The 17,547-nt window shown below is 75.1% G+C and carries 20 protein-coding genes and 3 pseudogenes; 7 read left to right on the top strand and 16 right to left on the bottom strand.

Annotated features, from left to right (window positions below; genetic code table 11):
• The 6 genes and pseudogenes from LQ51_RS09120 to LQ51_RS09095 form a co-directional block, all read left to right on the top strand.
• Window positions 1-402, top strand: a pseudogene (locus tag LQ51_RS09120) (histidine kinase); the annotation flags it as partial.
• On the top strand, window positions 399-863 hold the full coding sequence (locus LQ51_RS09115) for a roadblock/LC7 domain-containing protein (protein ID WP_046564265.1): 465 nt from the start codon (window positions 399-401) through the stop codon (window positions 861-863). The pseudogene LQ51_RS09120 and the gene LQ51_RS09115, both read left to right, overlap by 4 nt.
• Window positions 860-1,309, top strand: a complete 450-nt coding sequence (locus LQ51_RS09110) for a DUF742 domain-containing protein (protein WP_046564264.1) — start codon at window positions 860-862, stop codon at window positions 1,307-1,309. Before LQ51_RS09115 ends, LQ51_RS09110 begins: the two co-directional genes overlap by 4 nt.
• Window positions 1,287-2,069, top strand: coding sequence for a GTP-binding protein (locus LQ51_RS09105; RefSeq protein ID WP_197087595.1), 783 nt, complete (start codon window positions 1,287-1,289; stop codon window positions 2,067-2,069). The genes LQ51_RS09110 and LQ51_RS09105 overlap by 23 nt, the downstream gene beginning before the upstream one ends.
• 40 nt (window positions 2,070-2,109) lie before the next feature.
• Complete coding sequence (locus LQ51_RS09100; protein WP_046564263.1) at window positions 2,110-2,583, top strand: hypothetical protein; 474 nt, start codon at window positions 2,110-2,112, stop codon at window positions 2,581-2,583.
• Window positions 2,584-2,629: 46 nt separating this feature from the next.
• The gene (locus LQ51_RS09095) at window positions 2,630-4,981 is read left to right on the top strand and encodes an AAA family ATPase (RefSeq protein ID WP_046564262.1); all 2,352 of its coding nucleotides are present in this window, start codon (window positions 2,630-2,632) and stop codon (window positions 4,979-4,981) included.
• A gap of 30 nt (window positions 4,982-5,011) precedes the next feature.
• Here the strand turns inward: LQ51_RS09095 and LQ51_RS09090 are convergent, their stop codons facing one another.
• The 16 genes and pseudogenes from LQ51_RS09090 to LQ51_RS09015 form a co-directional block, all read right to left on the bottom strand.
• Entirely contained in the window at window positions 5,012-5,365 is a 354-nt protein-coding gene (locus tag LQ51_RS09090) for a gas vesicle protein K (RefSeq protein ID WP_231605618.1), read from the bottom strand.
• Entirely contained in the window at window positions 5,362-5,583 is a 222-nt protein-coding gene (locus tag LQ51_RS09085) for a gas vesicle protein (protein WP_046564261.1), read from the bottom strand. The genes LQ51_RS09090 and LQ51_RS09085 overlap by 4 nt, the downstream gene beginning before the upstream one ends.
• Window positions 5,574-6,377, bottom strand: coding sequence for a GvpL/GvpF family gas vesicle protein (locus LQ51_RS09080; RefSeq protein WP_046564260.1), 804 nt, complete (start codon window positions 6,375-6,377; stop codon window positions 5,574-5,576). The genes LQ51_RS09085 and LQ51_RS09080 overlap by 10 nt, the downstream gene beginning before the upstream one ends.
• A 151-nt stretch (window positions 6,378-6,528) precedes the next feature.
• Window positions 6,529-6,729, bottom strand: a pseudogene (gvpJ, locus tag LQ51_RS34500) (gas vesicle protein GvpJ); the annotation flags it as partial.
• A 1-nt stretch (window position 6,730) separates the two neighbouring features.
• Window positions 6,731-7,078, bottom strand: coding sequence for a gas vesicle protein GvpO (locus LQ51_RS31870; RefSeq protein ID WP_082159332.1), 348 nt, complete (start codon window positions 7,076-7,078; stop codon window positions 6,731-6,733).
• On the bottom strand, window positions 7,075-7,449 hold the full coding sequence (locus tag LQ51_RS31865; protein WP_082159331.1) for a gas vesicle protein GvpG: 375 nt from the start codon (window positions 7,447-7,449) through the stop codon (window positions 7,075-7,077). Before LQ51_RS31865 ends, LQ51_RS31870 begins: the two co-directional genes overlap by 4 nt.
• A gap of 3 nt (window positions 7,450-7,452) precedes the next feature.
• Window positions 7,453-8,208, bottom strand: a complete 756-nt coding sequence (locus tag LQ51_RS09060; RefSeq protein WP_046564269.1) for a GvpL/GvpF family gas vesicle protein — start codon at window positions 8,206-8,208, stop codon at window positions 7,453-7,455.
• Window positions 8,209-8,416: 208 nt separating this feature from the next.
• Window positions 8,417-8,638, bottom strand: a pseudogene (gvpJ, locus tag LQ51_RS34495) (gas vesicle protein GvpJ); the annotation flags it as partial.
• Entirely contained in the window at window positions 8,635-9,858 is a 1,224-nt protein-coding gene (locus tag LQ51_RS09050; RefSeq protein WP_046564257.1) for an SRPBCC family protein, read from the bottom strand. The pseudogene gvpJ (LQ51_RS34495) and the gene LQ51_RS09050, both read right to left, overlap by 4 nt.
• A 2-nt stretch (window positions 9,859-9,860) precedes the next feature.
• A complete protein-coding gene (locus LQ51_RS09045) occupies window positions 9,861-10,403 on the bottom strand; it encodes a hypothetical protein (protein ID WP_231605616.1) in 543 nt (180 codons plus the stop codon).
• Window positions 10,404-10,693: 290 nt separating this feature from the next.
• Window positions 10,694-11,203 carry a GNAT family N-acetyltransferase gene (locus LQ51_RS09040; RefSeq protein ID WP_046564256.1) on the bottom strand — a complete coding sequence of 170 codons (510 nt, stop codon included), beginning with the start codon at window positions 11,201-11,203 and terminating at the stop codon, window positions 10,694-10,696.
• A gap of 149 nt (window positions 11,204-11,352) precedes the next feature.
• Complete coding sequence (locus tag LQ51_RS09035; RefSeq protein ID WP_046564255.1) at window positions 11,353-12,243, bottom strand: hypothetical protein; 891 nt, start codon at window positions 12,241-12,243, stop codon at window positions 11,353-11,355.
• Window positions 12,244-12,803: 560 nt separating this feature from the next.
• The gene (locus tag LQ51_RS09030) at window positions 12,804-13,340 is read right to left on the bottom strand and encodes a DUF3263 domain-containing protein (RefSeq protein ID WP_046564254.1); all 537 of its coding nucleotides are present in this window, start codon (window positions 13,338-13,340) and stop codon (window positions 12,804-12,806) included.
• Between the two features lie 139 nt (window positions 13,341-13,479).
• Window positions 13,480-14,493 carry an ABC transporter permease subunit gene (locus LQ51_RS09025; protein ID WP_046564253.1) on the bottom strand — a complete coding sequence of 338 codons (1,014 nt, stop codon included), beginning with the start codon at window positions 14,491-14,493 and terminating at the stop codon, window positions 13,480-13,482.
• Window positions 14,490-15,500 (bottom strand): ATP-binding cassette domain-containing protein, encoded by a 1,011-nt coding sequence (locus LQ51_RS09020; RefSeq protein WP_046564252.1) that lies wholly within the window; start codon window positions 15,498-15,500, stop codon window positions 14,490-14,492. Before LQ51_RS09020 ends, LQ51_RS09025 begins: the two co-directional genes overlap by 4 nt.
• Window positions 15,501-15,620: 120 nt before the next feature.
• Window positions 15,621-16,406 carry a DeoR/GlpR family DNA-binding transcription regulator gene (locus LQ51_RS09015; protein WP_046564267.1) on the bottom strand — a complete coding sequence of 262 codons (786 nt, stop codon included), beginning with the start codon at window positions 16,404-16,406 and terminating at the stop codon, window positions 15,621-15,623.
• Between the two features lie 200 nt (window positions 16,407-16,606).
• Between LQ51_RS09015 and LQ51_RS09010 the strand changes: the two genes are divergently transcribed.
• On the top strand, window positions 16,607-17,536 hold the full coding sequence (locus LQ51_RS09010) for an SIS domain-containing protein (protein WP_046564251.1): 930 nt from the start codon (window positions 16,607-16,609) through the stop codon (window positions 17,534-17,536).
• Window positions 17,537-17,547: the final 11 nt, after the last annotated feature.

Below are 17,547 nucleotides of genomic sequence, written 5' to 3'. Positions count from 1 at the left end.
CCGCCCGCCGGCCGGCCGGCCGCCCGGTCGCCGATCCGGCAGCGGGTACCGGGCGCGAACCTGCCGGCCGCCCCGCCGGCCGCTCCGGCCGGACCGCTGATCGGCGACCCGGCGGACCCGTCCAGCGCCCGGGCCCTGGTCGAGGCGGTCCAGGAGGGAGTACGGCGGGCCGAGGGCGACGTCGGCCAGGCGCCCCGCGGTGCGGAACCGCCCCAGCTCAGCCGCCGGGTGCCCGGCGCGAACCTGTCCGTCTCCCCCGCGCAGTCCATGTCCCCCACCAGTGCCGACCCCGGCGACCCCGGCGAGGTCCGCGACCTCATCACCGAGTTCGAGGCGGGCGTCGCCCGTGCTCTGCGCGAAGTCAATCCCGCCCGCCGTCACGAAGAGGATCCGACACGGTGACCAGCCCATTCCTGCACGAAAACGTTGACCAGAACGCCACCGGGGAACTCAGCCCGGAGGCCCGCACGTTCAACTGGCTGCTCGACTCGTTCACCTCCAGCACCGCCGGGGTGGTGGAGGCGATCGCCGTCTCCGCCGACGGACTGCTGATGGCCATGTCGGCGATCAAGGACCGCTCCAACGCGGAACGGCTCGCCGCCGTGGTCTCCGGCATGACCAGTCTCGCCGGTGGCGCCGCGAGCTGGTACGCGCTGGGCGGCCTGAACCGGGTGATCGTGGACATGACCGAGGGCTACCTGCTGATCAGCGCGATCAGCAGCGGCTCGGTGCTCGGGGTGGTCGCCGACCGCTCGGCGAACCTGGGCACCGTGGCGTACGAGATGACGCTCTTCGCCGGGCGGGCCGGCGGCGCGCTGACCCCGCGCCTGATCGCCGAGCTGAAGAACGCCGTGCAGCAGTGAACCCGGAGCTGGCCGGCGCGGATCCGGACCCGGAACCCGGGGTCCGGATCCGACCGTACCTGCGGTCGCCCGCCTCCGGTGCGGAGGCGGACCAGGCCGGCGGGGAACCGCCCGGCCCGCGGCCCTTCGTGCTGACCGCCGGCCGGGTGGCCGGTGACCCGGCGATCGGCCTGGAGACCCAGGTGACCGCCCGGCCGGGCAGCGCCTCCTGGGCGGTCATCGGCCGACTGGCCCCCGAACTGGCCACGATCGTCGTGCTCAGCGCCGACCCGATCTCGGTCGCCGAGATCTCCGCCCGGACCCGGATGCACTTCGGCGTGACCCGGGTACTCGTCGGTGACCTGCACGCCGCCGGCCACCTCGACGTGCACGTCGACGACAACGACGACGCCCACGACCCCGACATCATCCTGCGAGTGATTGATGGACTCCGTGCGATCTCCTGACTGGCCGGCGGCCGCCCTGGGCGGGTCGGTCGCCAACAACGCCGCCGCCCGCTACGGCGGTCCGGCCGCCCCTGGTTCCGTCCCCGGCCAGGCGGCCGCGCCACCCACGCCGCCGCCCGTACCGCCTCCGCCTCCGCCTCCGCCGCCGTACCGGGCCCCGGCGCCGGACAGCGCCGGGCCGGGCCGCTCGGCGTCCACCCGGGCGCCGATCCCCGTGAAGATCCTGATCGCCGGTGGCTTCGCGGTGGGCAAGACCACCACGGTGGCCGCCATCTCCGAGATCGCCCCGCTGACCACCGAGGCGCAGATGACCACCGCCGGCATCGGCGTGGACGACCCCGGCCTGGACTCCGAGAAAACCACCACCACGGTGGCCATGGACTTCGGCTGCGTGACCATCGATCGCAGCCTCAAGCTCTACCTCTTCGGCACGCCCGGGCAGTCCCGCTTCGGGTTCATGTGGGACGACCTGGCCCGCGGCGCGCTCGGCGCGCTGGTGGTGGTGGACAGCGCCCGGCTGGACCACTGCTACCCGGCGATCGACTACTTCGAGCGGGCCGGCCTGCCGTTCGCGGTCGGCGTGAATGCCTTCGACGGCCGGTTGGCGCTCGACCTACCCTCTATCCGCTGGGCGCTGGCGATCGGCGACCACGTGCCGCTGGTGCAGTTCGACGCCCGGGACCGGCTCTCCGTACGGGACGCCCTGCTGGTCGTCCTCGACCGGGCGCTGGACCGGGCGACCCGGGATCGGAGGGCCTGATCCGGTCCTGCAACCCGTATCACGCGTAAGGGGTGACGTGATGAGAGGTGAACTGGACGAGACCCTGGCCCGGCTGGCGCGCCGCGAAGAGCTGCGCCGCCGGACGCCGGGCCCCGGGGAGGACGGCGAGGAGGCCACCGCCGGCGGGGCGGGCCCGGTGACGCGGGAGGGGCACGGCGCGTACCGGCTGCGGGGGGCGCCCGGGCCGGAGCAGCAGGACCCGGTCGAGGAGATCGCCGAGGCGGTCCGCCGGGTGGTGGCCGGGCATCCCGGCGTGGCGGTCACCCTCCGGGTGGAGCAGGACGGACGGGCGTACCCGCTGCGGATCTCCTGGTCCGGACCGGAGGTCACGGTCGAGCCGGCCGCCGCGCCGGCCCCGCCGCCGTCCTGGCCGATGTCGGTGAAGACGGTGCCCGCCCCCGGCCAGGACGGAGTGACCACCGACCCGGCGGCCCGGCTCGCCGAGATGATCCGGCGCGACCCGTCGTTGCTGGAGGACATCGGCCCGCGGTGAACCGCCCGCGCCGCGCGGCGGGACGCCGGCGGCTACTGTCGGGCGGGTGGCGGAACCGGACCTGACCCTGACCGCGAGCCTGCGGGCGGCGGCGCTCGACGCCCGGCGCGGCGTCGTCCGCCTGCACCCCGAGGTGCTCACCGCGCTGGCGCTGCGCCCCGGCGACCCGGTGCGGCTGGCCGGGCGGCGGGTCACCGCCGGCATCGTGACGCCGGCCGAGCCGACCGCGAGCAGCGTCCTGCTCTACGCCGACGACCTGCTGCTGGGCAATCTCGGGCTGCGGGACGGCGGCCAGGTGACGGTGAGCCCGCTGCCGGTCACCCCGGCCCGGCGGGTCACCCTGACCGGACCGGTCGGGGTCGTCGCCGCGGTCTCCCCCGAGATGCTCCGGCTCGCCCTGCTCGGCAAGGTGGTCACCGCCGGCGACGACGTCTCGCTGCTGCCCCAGGACGTGCTGCCCGACGCCGCCGCGCGCGGCCTGGTCGAGGCCGCCCGGCGCAGCCTCGCCAACACCGTCGGGTACGCCTGGACCAGCACCCTGCTCACCGTGGTCGCCGCCGAGCCGGGGACCGGTGCGCTGGTCACCATGGACACGGTGGTCGGCTGGGAGCACGGCCCGGCCACCCGGGGATCCGGCCCGGGCGGGCCGGACCCGACCGGGCGGCGCGCGGGCGACCGGCCGGCCGGTGCGGCGCCGGGGTCCGGCCGGGACGCCACCCGCCCGGTCGAACCCGCCGGGTTCGGCGGGCCTGGCGGCCGGACCGGGGCGGACGCCGACACCGGCCGGGCCGCGCCGGAGCCGGACGCCGTCGGCCTGGTCGGGCCGGCGGACGCGCCCGACGTCGACGAACTGCCCGGCCTGCGCCCGCAGGCCGAGGAGCTGACCGAACTGCTCGACCTGGGCTTCCACCACCGGGAGGTGCTGGACCGGCTCGGCACCACCGTCTCGCTGGGTGTGCTGCTCAGCGGGCCGGCCGGATCCGGCAAGTCGGCGCTGGTCCGCGCGGTCGCCGCCCGGGTCGGCGCCCGGGTCTGCCCGCTCTGGGCGCCCGAGCTGGCCGCGCTGAGCAACGACGCGGCGGCCCGCCGGCTGCGCGAGGCCGCCGCGGCGGTACGCGCCGGAGCGCCCGCCATCCTGCTGGTCACCGACCTGGAGGCGCTGGCCCCCGCCACCGACCCGGGCCCGGTGGCCACCGTGTTCCGGCAGATCGTCGCCGAGACCGTCCGGGCCGGGGTGGCCGTGGTCGGCACCACCGGCCGGCCCGAGGCGGTGGACCCCGCACTGCGCGGCCCGGAGCTGCTCGCGCTGCAGATCACCGTGCCGCTGCCGGACGCGGCGCTGCGCCGGGAGCAGCTCACCGTGCTCACCCGCCAAGTGCCGCTCGACCCGGACGTGCGGCTGGACGAGGTGGCCGGGCGTACCCCCGGGTTCGTGGCCGCCGACCTGGCCGCGCTGGTCCGGGAGGCCGGGGTGCGTGCGGCGCTGCGGCAGAAGGCGGCCGAGACGCCCACCGTGGCGATGGCCGACTTCACCGCCGCGCTGGAGGTGGTCCGGCCCACCACGATGGCGGCGTCCACCCTGGAGCTGGCCTCGGTGACCCTGGACGACGTCGGCGGGCTGCGCGAGGTCAAGGAGACGCTGACCGAGTCGGTGCTCTGGCCGCTGACCTATCCGGACACCTTCGCCCGGCTCGGCGTGACGCCGCCGCGCGGGGTGCTGCTCTACGGGCCGCCCGGCTGCGGCAAGACCTACCTGGTCACCGCGCTGGCCGGTTCGGGGCGGGCGAACGTGCTGTCGGTGAAGGGCGCCGAGCTGCTGTCCAAATGGGTCGGCGAGAGCGAGCGGGCGGTCCGCGAGCTGTTCCGCCGGGCCCGCGAGGCCGCCCCCACCCTGGTCTTCCTCGACGAGGTGGACGCGCTCGCCCCGGTACGCGGCCAGGCCAGCGACGGGGGCACCACCGACCGGGTGGTCGCCGCCCTGCTCACCGAACTGGACGGGGTGGAGGCGCTGCGCAACGTGGTGGTGGTCGGCGCGACGAACCGGCCGGACCTGGTGGACCCGGCGCTGCTCCGCCCGGGCCGGCTGGAACGCCTGGTGTACGTGCCGCCGCCGGACGGCCCGTCCCGGGCGGAGATCCTCCGGTCCGCCGCCCGGAACGTCCCGCTCGCCCCCGACGTGGACCTGACCGCCCTCGGCGCCGAGCTGGACGGCTTCTCCGCCGCCGACTGCGCCGCGCTGATCCGGGAGGCGGCGCTCGCCGCGATGCGCGAGTCGCTGGCCGCCGCCACGGTCACCGCCGCGCACGTCGAGACGGCCCGCACCCGGGTCCGCCCCTCCCTCGACCCCGGCCAGCTCGCCCACCTGGCCGCCTACGCGCAGCAGCGGGCGGGCCGCTGAGCGGGCCGGCACCGCACGCGGTCGCCCGGGTCAGTCGGTCGGCAGCAGCGGACCCAGCGGGCCGAGGTCCAGGTTGAGGTCCTCGGGGGCGAGGCCGAAGTACTCCCGGAGCTGGGTCATCTGCTCCTCCAGCGCCATCAGCGTGGCCCCGATCCGTTCGACCTGCTCCTCGGTGAGGTCGCCGAGGTCGACCCGGCGCAGCGCCTGCCGTTCCATCAGCTGCCGCAGCAGCTCGATCACGGTGAGCACCAGGCTGGCCAGTCCGCGCTCGACGGAGTCGCGGTCGACCGCGAGCCGGCGCTCCAGCGGCCGTACCCGGGGCGCCTGCCACCGCGGCTCGCCCAGCGCGGCCGCCAGCTCGGCCGCCTCGTCCCGGCCGGTCACGGCTGGACCGCCAGGGGCGGTGGCGCCAGCGCGCCGACCGACGCGACCAGCGCGCGCAACGAGATCCGGACCAGGTCGACGTCGGCGATGGCCAGGGTGATGTCCCCGGTGATCACGACGCCGGTGGCGAGCACCCGGTCGAGCAGGTCGACCAGGGCCACCGGCCGGTAATCCAACGGGTCGTCGGCGCTGCTCGGCGCCAGCGAGGTCACGCCCATGCCGGCTCCGCCTCCGGTCCCGCCACGAAGGAGTACGGCGGCCACGGGCCGGTCGGCTCCAGCCGCAGCTCCGGGTGCCGCCCGGTCAGCTCCCGGACCAGCACGGCGAAGCCGTCCAGCCGGTCCCGGTCGACCAGGTACGCGCCGTTGAGCACCATGGCGGTCGGTGCGCCGGACAGCCGCCGGTCCTGCGGGGCGTGCCGGCGGGCGGCGGCCGCGTACCCGGCGAGGGCGGCGTGCACGGCGGCGGCCGCCTCGGCGGCGAGCCGCTGCCCCTCCTCGCGGGCGGTGAGCTGGGCCCGCCGCCGCCGCAGGTACGCCGCCCCGGACCCGCCCTCGCCGGCCCGTTCCTCGGCGCGGGGCGGCGCGCCGGGCACCAGGTACCCCTTGACCCCCCACTCCTCGCGGCCGGTGAGCCGGGCCAGCGTGCCGGCCAGTTCGTCCCGCCGCTCCCGCAGCACCCGGGTCACCCGGTCGTCGTCGCGGTGCACGGTGGCGAGCCGGGCCGGCACCACCGTGCCGGACCGGGACAGCGCGTCCACCACCGCGTGGTGCGCCCGGGCGGCCCGCTCCAGCCAGCCCAGGTCCTCCAGGTTGCGGCGCAGCGCCTCCTCGCCGTACTCGGCCAGCGGCGCGTCGCTGACCACGGCCACCAGGCCGGCGCCGGGCACCGCCCGGGCCGGCGTGCCGGCGATGCCGGTGAGGCCGGCCAGCGTGGCCGGGACGACCTCGGCGGTCACCCCGTGCAGCCAGACGCCGGTGCCGGTCGGGACCGGCTCAGCGGTCGTACTCATCGCGCTCCTCCCTCGCGGCGCGGGCGGCGACCCGGGGCCGCCGGGACGCCTCGACCTCCTCCGGATCGCGCGGCCCGGGCTCGACCGGTGGGCGGGCCCGGGAGCTGAGCCACGGGTCGTGCTCCCACCAGTCGATGCCGATCTGCCGCGCGGTGTCCACGGAGGCGATGACCAGGCGCAGCTTCAGCGTCAGCAGCTCGATGTCGAGCAGGCTGACCCGGATGTCGCCGGCGATGACGATGCCCCGGTCGAGCACCCGTTCGAGGATGTCGCCGAGGTTCGCCGGCTCGTGCCCGGCCGGCAGCACCTGGCCGGAGTTCTGCACCACCGGAGGCGTCGGACCCAGCGTCATCTCAGTCCTCCTTGCCCCGCTGGTAGCGGCGCGTCCGCCGGTAACCGAGCAGGCTGCCGGTCATGTCCAGGTCCACCTCGTAGAGGCCGAGCAGGTCGGTCGACGAGGGGATCCGGTGGTGCTCGACGATGTCCACCCCGATCCGCCAGCCGTCGTCGGTGGGCTGGATCGAGGTGACCCCGAGCGGGTCCCTGCCGGTCAGCTCGACGATCTGGCGCAGCCCTTCCCGGGCCGCCTCGGCGGCGCTGACCGCCTCCTCGTCGCCCTCGTCGAGATACCGCTCCCCGGTCCGGCCGCCCCGGTCGCGCCACCGGTCGCGGTCGTCGTCGCCCCGGTTCCGTGCCGTCATGGTCCTCCCCCTCGTCCGCGACGCGCGCCACCGTCCCGGCCGCCGGTCCCCCGCCGGGCGGGCGCCGCCCGGCGGGGACCGCCCGTACGCCGCGGTGAGGCGCCGCCGGTCCCGGCGGCCGGCGGCGGGGTGCCGCCGCCCTCGGCGGCCGGCCTGGTCAGCCGGTCCAGCACCTGCTGCTGCCCCCGGTCCCGTTCCTCGGGCGTGATGTCCCCGGCCGCCGCCGCCCGGTCCAGCTCCTCCAGCTCACGCCGGACGTTGACCGGGCTGTGCTGCTGCGACTCCGCCTCCCGGGCGATCACCTTGACCACGGCGGTCAGGCCCCGCACCGGGGCGTACGGCAGGGTCAGCAGCGCCCAGAGGAGCTCCACGGCTCACTCCGCCAGTTGGTGCGCGTTGACGAAGTCGTACGGGGCGAGCGGGCCGATCAGCCGCATCCGGATCAGCTCCCGCCGCTGCTCGGCGACGTCCTCCACGGCCCGGACGAACTCGTCCTCGTCCTCCTCGGCGACCAGGAAGGAGACCCGCACCGCGTCCAGCTCGTGGCTGGGCGGTAGGGGGACGTCCGCCACCGCGGTGCGGCCCACCGCGTCGACCAGGGCGCGGTTCTCCGCCTCCCGGCGCAGCTCCACCGCCTGGCTGATCATTTCGCCGAGCCGGATGCGCTGCTCCCGGCTCTCCGCCTCCGGCCGGCCGCGCACCTCGTCGGCGAGGGCGGCGGCCGAGGCGTCCTCCGCCAGGAACCCGCCGATGAACTCCTGCTCGTCGAAGCGCCCGTGCACGGTGTACTGGAGCCGGTCGGCGAACTCGTCGAGGGCGGCGGCGAACCGGTCGTGGTGCGCGGCGAGCAGATCCTCGACCGCGTCCGCACCGGTCACCACCGTGCCGAACCGGACGGGTAGCACCGGCGCGACCACCGCCGTCCCGTCCAGCAGCCGCTCGTACGCGGTCAGGTCGGCCGGCCGGCCGAGCGGCTCCTCCAGCCCGACCTCGCTGGCCAGCGCGGCCAGCTCGCCGTGCCGGATCGCGATCACCTCGCCGGGCGGGGAGCCGACCCCCTCGGCTTCGGGGGTCGGCTCGACGTCGGACGGCACGATGCCGTAGATGAACAGCCCGTTCTCCGGAGCCATCTCAGCGCTCCCCGTCCCGCCGCCGGCGCGGCCGTTGCCGCTCCCGCTCGGCGCCACGGTCGCGGAGCGAGTCGGCCACCGCGCCGCTGATCTCCTGGGCCGCCTTGCCGAGCCCGGAGATCGCCTGGCCCTTGGTGACCGCGGCGGCCGTGTCGCCGACCAGGTCCGGCAGTCCCTTCTGGTCCTTCGGCGTGATGCTCAGCCGGTCGACCGCCTCGGCGAACCGCAGGTACGTCTCGAGGCTGGCGACCGCGATCCGGGCGTCGATCTCCAGGAGCTGGATGCCGACCACGCCCACCGACACCTGCGCGTCGATCACCACGCCCTTGTCCAGCACGGTCTCCACGACGTCGGCGAGGGCGCCCTCGCCACCGCCGGCGGTGCGTTCCAGCGCGCCGCCGGGCTGGCCCGTCGTCGGGGCCGCGGTCATTCCTCACCCTCCTCTCGCCGGCGGCGCACCACCGGCCGTCGAGGGGGTTCGCCGGTACGCCGCGCCGGGCGGGGCCGTTCGCCGCGCGGTTCGCGGGGCTCCCGGGCGGCGCGCTGCGGGCGGCGGGGTCGCTCGGGCTGCCGGCGCGGCGGCGGCTCCTCCTCGGGCTGCTCGGCGTACTCGTCGTCGTCGAAGTCGTCGCCCTCGTCGTAGTCCTCGTACTCCTCTTCCTCCGGCGGGCGACGGCGCTGCGGCGGGCGTCGGCGGCCGCGCTCGGCGGGCCGGCGCTCCTCGGCCGGCTCCTCCTCGAACTCTTCCGGCTCCTCCTCGTACTCTTCCGGCTCCTCCTCGGTGCGGCGGCCCCGCGCGGGCCGTTCACGCGCCGCCCGCTCCTCGCGCAACGCGGTCTCGTGGTCCTTGACCACCTGGGAGTCCTCGATCTCGCCACGCCAGCCCTCGACGGAGTCCGGGTCGAGCACGGTCTGGGTCATCACGTGCCGGACGAAGTGCTTCAACTCCAGCCGCACCCGGCGACCCTGGGCCCGCCACAGGTTGCCGGTGTGCTCGAACAGGCCCTGCGGGTGGTACTCGAGCACCACCAGGATCTTGGTGAGGTCCGGGCCGACCTCGTGGAAGCTGACGGTGCCGTCCACCGAGCCCTTCTCGCCCTTGGACCGCCAGTGGATCAGGCGGTCCGGGATCTGCCGTACGATGGTCGACTCCCAGCTGCGGTGCGACCAGAAGACCTGCGCCTTCCAGGTCATCTTCTCGTCGGAGTCACAGTCGGCCTGCTCCACCTTCTTCATGAAGCTGGGGAAGTCGCCGAAGGTCGTCCACTGGTTGTAGGCGACCCGTACCGGCACGCCGACCTCGATCGTCTCGACGATGTTGGTGACCTTGAGCTTCTTGCCGCCGCCGCCCTTGCCACGCCCGCCGCCACCGCCGAACGCCGCCATCACCTTCTCCTTACCGCCGGCCACGCCGGCATGGAACATGGCCTTCATCGGGGAGTGGCCCTCGGCGAGCCTCTGTGCGCCGGTGGCGGCGGCGACCAGACCGGGTCCGCCGCCCTGCTTCGCGTAGTCGCTGAGCCGGCCGGTGGCGCCGGTGACCCGTTCGGTCACCACCTGCACCGCCCGCTCACCGATCGCGGCGGCGAGGTTGCGCAGCTCGCCACCGAGCTGGTCGCGGGCCTTTCCGGCGAGGTTGTCGGTGGCCATGGTCACCGCCCCCGCTGACCGCGGCGGGCGACCGGAGCCTCGCTCCGACCGCCGTCGTCCCGGCCGCCGTCGCCCCGGCCGCCGTCGTCCCGACCGCCGTCGCCCCGACCGCCGGCCTTCCGGCCGCCGTCGTCCCGGCCGCCGTCGTTTCGGGCCGCGGGCTGCTCGTCGAGGTCCGGCTCCTCGTCCGGGGCCGACCGCTCGCCGGACGCCGGCCGCGTGCCCGTGCCGCCGGACGACCGGCGGCGCAGCGCGTCGGCGCCGTCCCGCAGCTTCCCGCTCAGCACGTCGATGCCGTTGCCGGCCGCGGCGCTCGCGGCGGCCCGGCCGGCCGTGGCGAGCGGTACGCCCAGCTTGCTCAGGCTCCCCAGTTGCGGGTTCGCCCCGATCAGGTCGGTGGCGACCTTCTTCAGCCCGCCGGGCTGCTGGCTGGCCCGGCCGGCCGCCACCGCGGCGGCCAGGGTCAGCGCGGTACGCATCTTCTTGCGGCGGCCCAGGAGGTAGCCGAAGCCCACCGCCAGCGCTACCCGTGCTCCGCTCTTCATTCGGCACTCCTTCGCTCCCCGGCGGAAGCGGACACCCTCGTGACGCAGGCCCGGAAAACAGCTACCGGGGATCAGCGGAAATGGGCCTGCGACCGGCGCCCCGTATCAGCGGACCCGGCGGGCAGTACCCGTGGTGGGCAGCACAAAACATTTATTCGTGCCGGCAGTGGCAGGGTTTGTGGCGCCATTCGGAAGGCGCGTCAATTGGGGAACAAGGTGCCATGAAACGGTCAGGTGCGCCCGGGTGAGCAGGGCAGCGTAGACAATTGCCCGAAGGCAATCAGTTCGCTTCAGCGGGCCGGAAGCGCCGAATCCAGGCACATTTCCGCGTAGAGCTTGCCGTCCTTTTCACGCAATTCCGCGCCGCATTTCTTCAGCACCGAAATGGCCCCGGTGTTGTCCGGAGTCGTCTCCGCCACGACGGTGCGCATCCCGGCCGCCGCCGCCACGTGCAGCAGCTCACGCAGCGCGGCCGCACCGAGACCCTGGCCCCGCGCCGAGCGCCCCAGCCACATGCCCGTCTCCACGGTGCCCGGCTCGTCCCGGCGGGTCATCCGCACCATGCCGACAACCTCCCCGCCGGCCACGATCGCGTACATCTGGGTGCGGGTGGGGCCGTCGAGGCCGCCGAAGCTGGCCCGGTGGAACTCGCGGAACGCGTCACGACGGGCCAGCGACCACCCGGCCGGCGCCTGCACGGGAGGCATCACATCCTCGGGGTCGGCCTCGGCGGCCGCTACGGAGAGCAACGGCTCCAGGTTCCGCTCATCCACCGGCTCCAGTCGTACCGCACCCGTCACGAGCCGCAGTCTGCCGGTCGAACCGGCTCCAGTCCACCGCTTTGGGCGGGGACTGCCGGTCCGGCCGAGGGTGCCGTCCGGTCGTACCCCCGGGGTGTTCCGCCTCACGCTGCGTTGTCAGCCGACCGGCCGTACTTGCGTGAGGGTGGTCACCGGAACTCGCAGAGGACCACCGAGGCGTCATCGGTGCGCTTGTGCCGGCGCAGCCGGTCGGCGTGGTCCCGTTCGGCGACCCGGACCCGGGAGATCAGCCCCTCCGGCCCCTCCACGGCGGTCACCTCCAGCAGCCCCGCCCAGTCGAAGAGGCCGAACTGCTCGACCGCGCAGGACGCGCCGTCGCTGAGCAGCGCGGCCCGCCGCAGCGCGCCGGCCCCGCGCAGCGGCAGCGTCCCGGTCACCGCGTGGTACGCCGCGTCCGGGTCGCTGGCGGCGGCCCAGTAGCCGTGGGTCCGGTTCATCCGGGCCCGCTGCCCGGTCACCGCCCGGCGGAACCGGGTCAGCGGGTCGACGTCGTCGGGCAGCGCGTCGGCGGCGCGACGCAACTCCGCCACGGCCGCGTCCAGCCGGTCGTCGGAGACCACGCTGACCTGATCGCCGGTGTCCAGCACCAGCGGGCTGTCGCAGAGCACCAGGTAGTCGACCTGGTCACCGCCCTCCCGCAGCAGGCAGACCGTGGAGGACGGGGTGCCCGGATGGTCGAGGTCGCACGCGTCGCAGTGGTCCGCGCGGACCGCCAGGATCGCCGCCGCCAGGCTGCTCATCAGGGTCGCCGCCGGCCGGGCCGCGACGGCCAGCCCGATCCGGGCGGCCAGGTGCCGGACGTACCAGGACGGACCGTGCACGCAGCCGGTTTCGAAGCCCTCCGGTACGGTGGCGCCGTCGAGGACCCCGACCAACGGGCCGAAGCGGAAGACCAGGTCCTCGTTCTCCAGCCGCCCGGGCGCCGGGTCGGACGCGGAACGCACCCGCATCATCGGTGCCGTCCCGACCGGCCGCGCCGGCACGCTCCCGGTCGGGTACCGGCGATCTGGTGCCCCCATCGGTCTGCTCCCTCCGTCGCCGCCCGCCGCCCGCCCCGCCGCCCGCCCGGCCGCCCTGCCGCCCGCCGCCCGCCGGCCGCCCTGCCGCCCGCCGGCCGCCCTGCCGCCTACCCGGGCCGGCGGGCCCCATGCCGCAGCGCGCCGCTTCCCGCCAGTTGATCCTTCCGGCCCTGCGGTGGACCCGTCATCGGGCGGCGGCGAAACGGCCCACATGCTCGAACCATGCGACCGCTTGAGACGGATATGCCTCTGCGGCATGAATATGCCGCAGAGGCATATCGCGCTTGAGCAGCCTGCCTGCCGGCGCAGCGACCGACCGGTCCAGCCGGCGTTCCGGGGCCGGCCGCGGCCGAGAGTCGGGGCCGGGAGTCGGGGCCGGGAGTCGGGGCCGGGAGTCGGGGCCGGGAGTCGGGGCCGAGGGCCGAGGGCCGAGGGCCGAGGGCCAAGGGCCAAGGGCCAAGGGCCAAGGGCCAAGGGCCAAGGGCCAGGGCCGAGGGCCGGGCCGTGGCCAGGGGCCGGGAGTCGGGGCCGGAACCGGGGCCGCGAACGGGGACGGATTGTCAGCGTCGTCGGTTGCGGGCCCGGGAGGAGCGCAGCCGGCGCAGCCGGCCGATCAGCACCGGCTCGGCGGCCAGCGCGGCCGGGTGGTCGAGCAGCCCGTTGAGCAGCTGGTAGTACCGGGTCGCGGAGAGCCCGAAGGTGTCCCGGATCGCCTGTTCCTTGGCGCCGGCGTGCTTCCACCACTGCTGCTCGAAGGCGAGGATCCGCCGCTCCCGCTCGGTCAGGTCACCCGTGGCGGCCGGGGCCGCGTCGCGGTCCGTGCGGCCGGTTTGCACCGAGCCGGTGGCCGGGGCGGCCACCGGTGCCGGTGCGGCAACCGCCTCCGCGTCCGGGGCGGCCGGTGCCGGTGCGGCAACCGCCTCCGCGTCCGGGGCCGCCGGTGCCGGTGCGGCATCGGCTTCGGCGACCGGGGCGGCCTCGACGGCGGGTGCGGAGCGGGGTGGGGGGACCGTGGCGCCGGCGTCCCGGCGGGCGACGGCAGCGGAGCCGGACGGCTCGGGCCGGTCGGTGGCGGCCGGGGAGGCGTCGGCGGGCATGGCGCTCCTCGGGGGGGGGTGGGCGACCGACGCGGCGGCGACCGGCCGGGGATCCCCAGCCTAGCCAGGGTCCCGACCGGTCGCATCGGACGCGCGGTCCGCGCCGCCGCTGGCGGCGCGGACCGGGGGCGTCCCACGGTCAGGTGATGTCCCGCCGGCGCATCGCCCAGAACGCGGCGACCAGCACGACCGCGGTCCCGAGGCCGAACACCAGGGCGGAGTCCTGCCAGGTGACCAGCAGTTCGCCCGGGTGGCACTCGCCCTTGGCGAACTGGCAGGCGTCGTAGTCGAAGAGCTTCACCTGTTTCATGAACCAGGACTGGGCGTACGTGGAGAGCAGGTAACGCTCGCCGAACGGCACCCCGAGCACGGCCATCGCGATGCGGAGGCCGACCTCACTGATCGCGAAGACGGCCACCGCGGCGCCCAGCGCCATCGCGGTGTGCCGGCCCAGCGAGGCGAGCGCGAACGCCACCGCGGCGAACGCCAGGACGAGCCCGACCGCCCGCAAACCGTCCAGCCCGAAGGACCGCCAGACGCCCGGCGTCATCTTCGCGGTGGTCCCGGAGAAGGTGCCGATCAGCCAGAACGCGGCCGTCCAGAGCGCGCCGAGCACCACCGTCACCCCGAGCACGGTGGTCAGCACGGCGGCCAGCTTGGTGCCCAGCACGGCGAGCCGTTTCGGGCGCCAGAGCAGCAGGTTCATCATGCCGCCGGTGCTCCATTCGGCCCCCACGAAGGAGGCCCCGACGATGAACGCGAAGAGCGCCACCGCCCCGGCGAAGACGGCGATGAAGGTGGAGAACTCGGCCCGGAAGTCGAACTGGTACGGCAGGTTCCACTTCGGGTCGAACATCTCCGGCTGGGGCTGAAAGTCCCGGGAGCAGTTGGGCCCGAAGCGGTCCTCGACCTTCTCGCCGCGGGCTTGGGCGGCGTCGCAATCCGCGACTTCCTTCTGCCAGGCCGCCAGGGACCGCTGGTACTGGGCGTCGGACTCGGCCTGGGCCGCCGCCACCACCTCGGGCGACAGCTTGTGGCTGGAGAAGTTGAAGGCGGTGGCCACGCCGGCCAGGCCGAGCAGCAGCAGGACCAGCAGCAGCCGGGTGAGCCGGCGCTTGGCCAGCCGGCGCAGCTCGGTGACGAACAGGCTCATGCGCCCCAACCTCCCGCGGTGCTGCCGGCGCCCGGCTCACCGACCTTCATGGACTGGTCGACCTGCCGGTGCTGGCCGGGCACCGGCGCGGTGGCGGTCAGCTCCAGGAAGACGCTCTCCAGGTCGACCGCCACCGGGGCCAGCTCGCTGACGTACAGGCCCTGCTCGGCGAGCAGGCGGGTGACCGTGGCCGGCTTGTCGACGCCGGCCAGCATCAGGTGGTCCGGTTCGGTGGCGGTGACCCGCACCCCCGCCCCGGCCAGCGCGTCGGCGGCCTGCGGCAGGTCGGTGACGGCCTCCAGCCGGACCCGGACCGCGCCCTGCGAGTGGGCGGCGAGCACCTCGTCGACCGGCCCGTACGCGACCCGGCGGCCCAGCGAGATGATGGTGACCGAGTCGCAGATGAGCTGGATCTCGCCGAGGATGTGGCTGGAGAGCACCACGGTCATCCCGTTGGCGGCCAGATCGCGCATCAACGTACGCATCTCCCGGATGCCACCGGGATCGAGACCGTTGGCCGGCTCGTCCAGGATCAGCAGCTGCGGGTCCTTCAGCAGGGCCGAGGCGACCGCCAGGCGCTGCTTCATGCCGAGCGAGTAGGTCTTCACCCGTTCGCCGGCCCGCTCGCGGAGCCCGACCAGTTCCAGCACCTCGTCGACCCGCTGCCGGGGCAGGTCGCCGGCGGAGGCCAGCAGGGCCAGCGTGTCCCGGGCGGAGAAGTGCGGGAAGAACTGCGGACTCTCCACGATGGCGCCGATCCGGCCGGCGACCGTGGGCAGTGCGTGCGGCAGCTCGTGGCCCAGGATCGCCATCCGGCCGCCGTTCGGCCGGATCAGGCCGAGCAGCGTCCGCAGCGTCGTGGTCTTGCCCGAGCCGTTCGGGCCGAGGAACCCGTGCACCTGGCCGGCCTCGACCCGCATGTCGAAGCCGTCGAGCGCGTGACGGGTGCCGCGTCTGCGGCTCCGGTACGTCTTACGGAGACCCTCGATCTCCAGGACAGCCGTCAAGCTGACCTCCCCCGATATATAGGCGACAGCGGACACCATACGCGGTATGCAGCCGCTGACAATACCTGGTATGCATCGGGGTTTTCCCTGATTCGCCGCGGACGCGCCGCGGGGCGCCACTCAGGCGCAGACGACCTGCACTCCGGCGTCCCGGAACGCCTGCACCACCACCGGGGACGCACCGGAGTCCGTCACCAGCGTCTCGACCCGGTCCACCGGGCAGATCCGGGCGAACGCGTGACCGCCCAGCTTGGACGAGTCGGCGATGACCACCACCCGCTTCGCCCGCGCCACCATGAGGCTGTTCATCGCCGCCTCGCCCTCGTGATGGGCGGCGGCGCCGAGCTGGGGGTCGATCGCGTCCACGCCGAGCAGGGCGACGTCCAGGGTCACCTCGCGCAGCAGCGCCCCGCCGAGCGGGCCGACCAGCTCGAACGACTTGGGCCGCACCACGCCGCCGGCCACCACCACCTTCATCCGCGAGCGGACCAGCAGTTCGTTGGCGATGTTCAGCGCGTTGGTGACCACGGTGAGCTGGGCGCCCTCGGCGTTGGTGTTGAGGTCCGGCCGGACGGCCAGGGCCCGGGCCACCTCCGTACTGGTGGTGCCGCCGTTGAGGCCGACCACGGTGCCCGGGGAGACCAGCGCCGCGGCGGCCGCCCCGATCCGCTGCTTCTCCGCCGAGTGCTTCGCGGTCTTGTAGCGCAGCGGCAGGTCGTACGAGACTCCGTTGGCCACCGCACCGCCCCGGGTACGGGTGATCATCTGCTGCTGCGCGAGCTGGTCGAAGTCACGCCGGATGGTCGCCTGGGAGACGTCCAGGCGCGCGGCCGCCTCCTCGACGCTGACCCGGCCGCTGTCGGTCAGCATCTCGAGCAGCGCGTTCCATCGGGCGTACCGGTCCACCGCGGGGCCCTCCACTGACTCTGCACGAACGGTGATTGATTGCGTGCACAGTAGTGCGCGAAACTACCCGGGCGCAAAACCCTGACCTGCGCGATCTGGGAGCCGGTTGCCACGACCGCCCGACTTCGCGCAGAATGACGCGCGAAAGGCGGCCGTATCGCGCCGTATTGCGCAAGGTCTCCCCTGGTCGAGGAGTTGTCATGGCGTACGTGCACGCGGAGATCGCGAGCCAGCCCGACTGCTGGCGGGAGGCGGCCCGGCTCGCCCCGACCGTCGCCGACCGCCTGCCCCGGCCCGGCGAGCGGGTCGCCGTCGTCGGGTGCGGCACGTCGTGGTTCATGGCGATGGCGTACGCCGGGCTGCGCGAGGCGGCCGGGCAGGGCGAGACCGACGCCTTCCAGGCCAGCGAGTACCCCACCGGCCGCCGCTACGACCGGCTCATCGCGATCACCCGCTCCGGCACCACCACCGAGGTGCTGGACCTGCTCGGCGTGCTGCGCGGCCGGGTGCCCACCACCGTCCTGGTCGGCGACCCCGGCTCCCCCGCCGTCGAGCTGGCCGACGCCGCGGTGACCATGCCCTTCGCCGACGAGCGGTCGGTCGTGCAGACCCGCTTTGCCACCACCGCCCTCGCGCTGCTCCGCGCCCATCTCGGCGAGGACCTGGGCCGGCTGGCCGCCGACGCCGAGGTCGCCGTCCGGGCCCCGCTGCCGGTCGACCCGGCCACCGTCGAGCAGGTCACCTTCCTCGGCCGCGGCTGGACCGTCGGGCTGGCCCAGGAGGCCGCGCTGAAGTGCCGCGAGGCGGCCACCTTCTGGGCCGAGGCGTACCCGGCCATGGACTACCGGCACGGCCCGATCTCGGTGGCCGCGCCCGGCCGGCTGGTGTGGGCGTTCGGCGGAATCCCGGACGGCCTGCCGGAGGACGTCGACGCCACCGGCGCCACCTTCCTGCACAGCCGCACGCACGGCTGCCACACCGTGCTGACCAGCTGGGCGGCCGGGCGTACCCCGGTCGACCCGATGGCCGACCTGATCCTCGCCCAGCGGTTCGCCGTCGCGCTGGCCACCAGCCGCGGCCTCGACCCGGACGCGCCCCGGCACCTGACCCGCTCCGTGGTGCTCGCGTGAGCGCGAGGAGT

The sequence above is a fragment of the Micromonospora sp. HK10 genome, assembly GCF_000982955.1.
Taxonomy (GTDB): Bacteria; Actinomycetota; Actinomycetes; order Mycobacteriales; family Micromonosporaceae; genus Micromonospora.
The sequence above is the reverse complement of the archived record's forward strand: the minus strand, read 5'-3'. Positions and strand labels throughout refer to the sequence as shown.

Bases quoted from the DNA above. Each gene is read 5' to 3' on its own strand.
- LQ51_RS09105 (WP_197087595.1), top strand. From the start codon at position 1,287: ATGGACTCCGTGCGATCTCCTGACTGGCCGGCGGCCGCCCTGGGCGGG.
- LQ51_RS09100 (WP_046564263.1), top strand. From the start codon at position 2,110: ATGAGAGGTGAACTGGACGAGACCCTGGCCCGGCTGGCGCGCCGCGAA.
- LQ51_RS09085 (WP_046564261.1), bottom strand. From the start codon at position 5,583: ATGGGCGTGACCTCGCTGGCGCCGAGCAGCGCCGACGACCCGTTGGAT.
- LQ51_RS09080 (WP_046564260.1), bottom strand. From the start codon at position 6,377: ATGAGTACGACCGCTGAGCCGGTCCCGACCGGCACCGGCGTCTGGCTG.
- LQ51_RS31870 (WP_082159332.1), bottom strand. From the start codon at position 7,078: ATGACGGCACGGAACCGGGGCGACGACGACCGCGACCGGTGGCGCGAC.
- LQ51_RS09060 (WP_046564269.1), bottom strand. From the start codon at position 8,208: ATGGCTCCGGAGAACGGGCTGTTCATCTACGGCATCGTGCCGTCCGAC.
- LQ51_RS09050 (WP_046564257.1), bottom strand. From the start codon at position 9,858: ATGGCCACCGACAACCTCGCCGGAAAGGCCCGCGACCAGCTCGGTGGC.
- LQ51_RS09045 (WP_231605616.1), bottom strand. From the start codon at position 10,403: ATGAAGAGCGGAGCACGGGTAGCGCTGGCGGTGGGCTTCGGCTACCTC.
- LQ51_RS09035 (WP_046564255.1), bottom strand. From the start codon at position 12,243: ATGGGGGCACCAGATCGCCGGTACCCGACCGGGAGCGTGCCGGCGCGG.
- LQ51_RS09030 (WP_046564254.1), bottom strand. From the start codon at position 13,340: ATGCCCGCCGACGCCTCCCCGGCCGCCACCGACCGGCCCGAGCCGTCC.
- LQ51_RS09025 (WP_046564253.1), bottom strand. From the start codon at position 14,493: ATGAGCCTGTTCGTCACCGAGCTGCGCCGGCTGGCCAAGCGCCGGCTC.
- LQ51_RS09010 (WP_046564251.1), top strand. From the start codon at position 16,607: ATGGCGTACGTGCACGCGGAGATCGCGAGCCAGCCCGACTGCTGGCGG.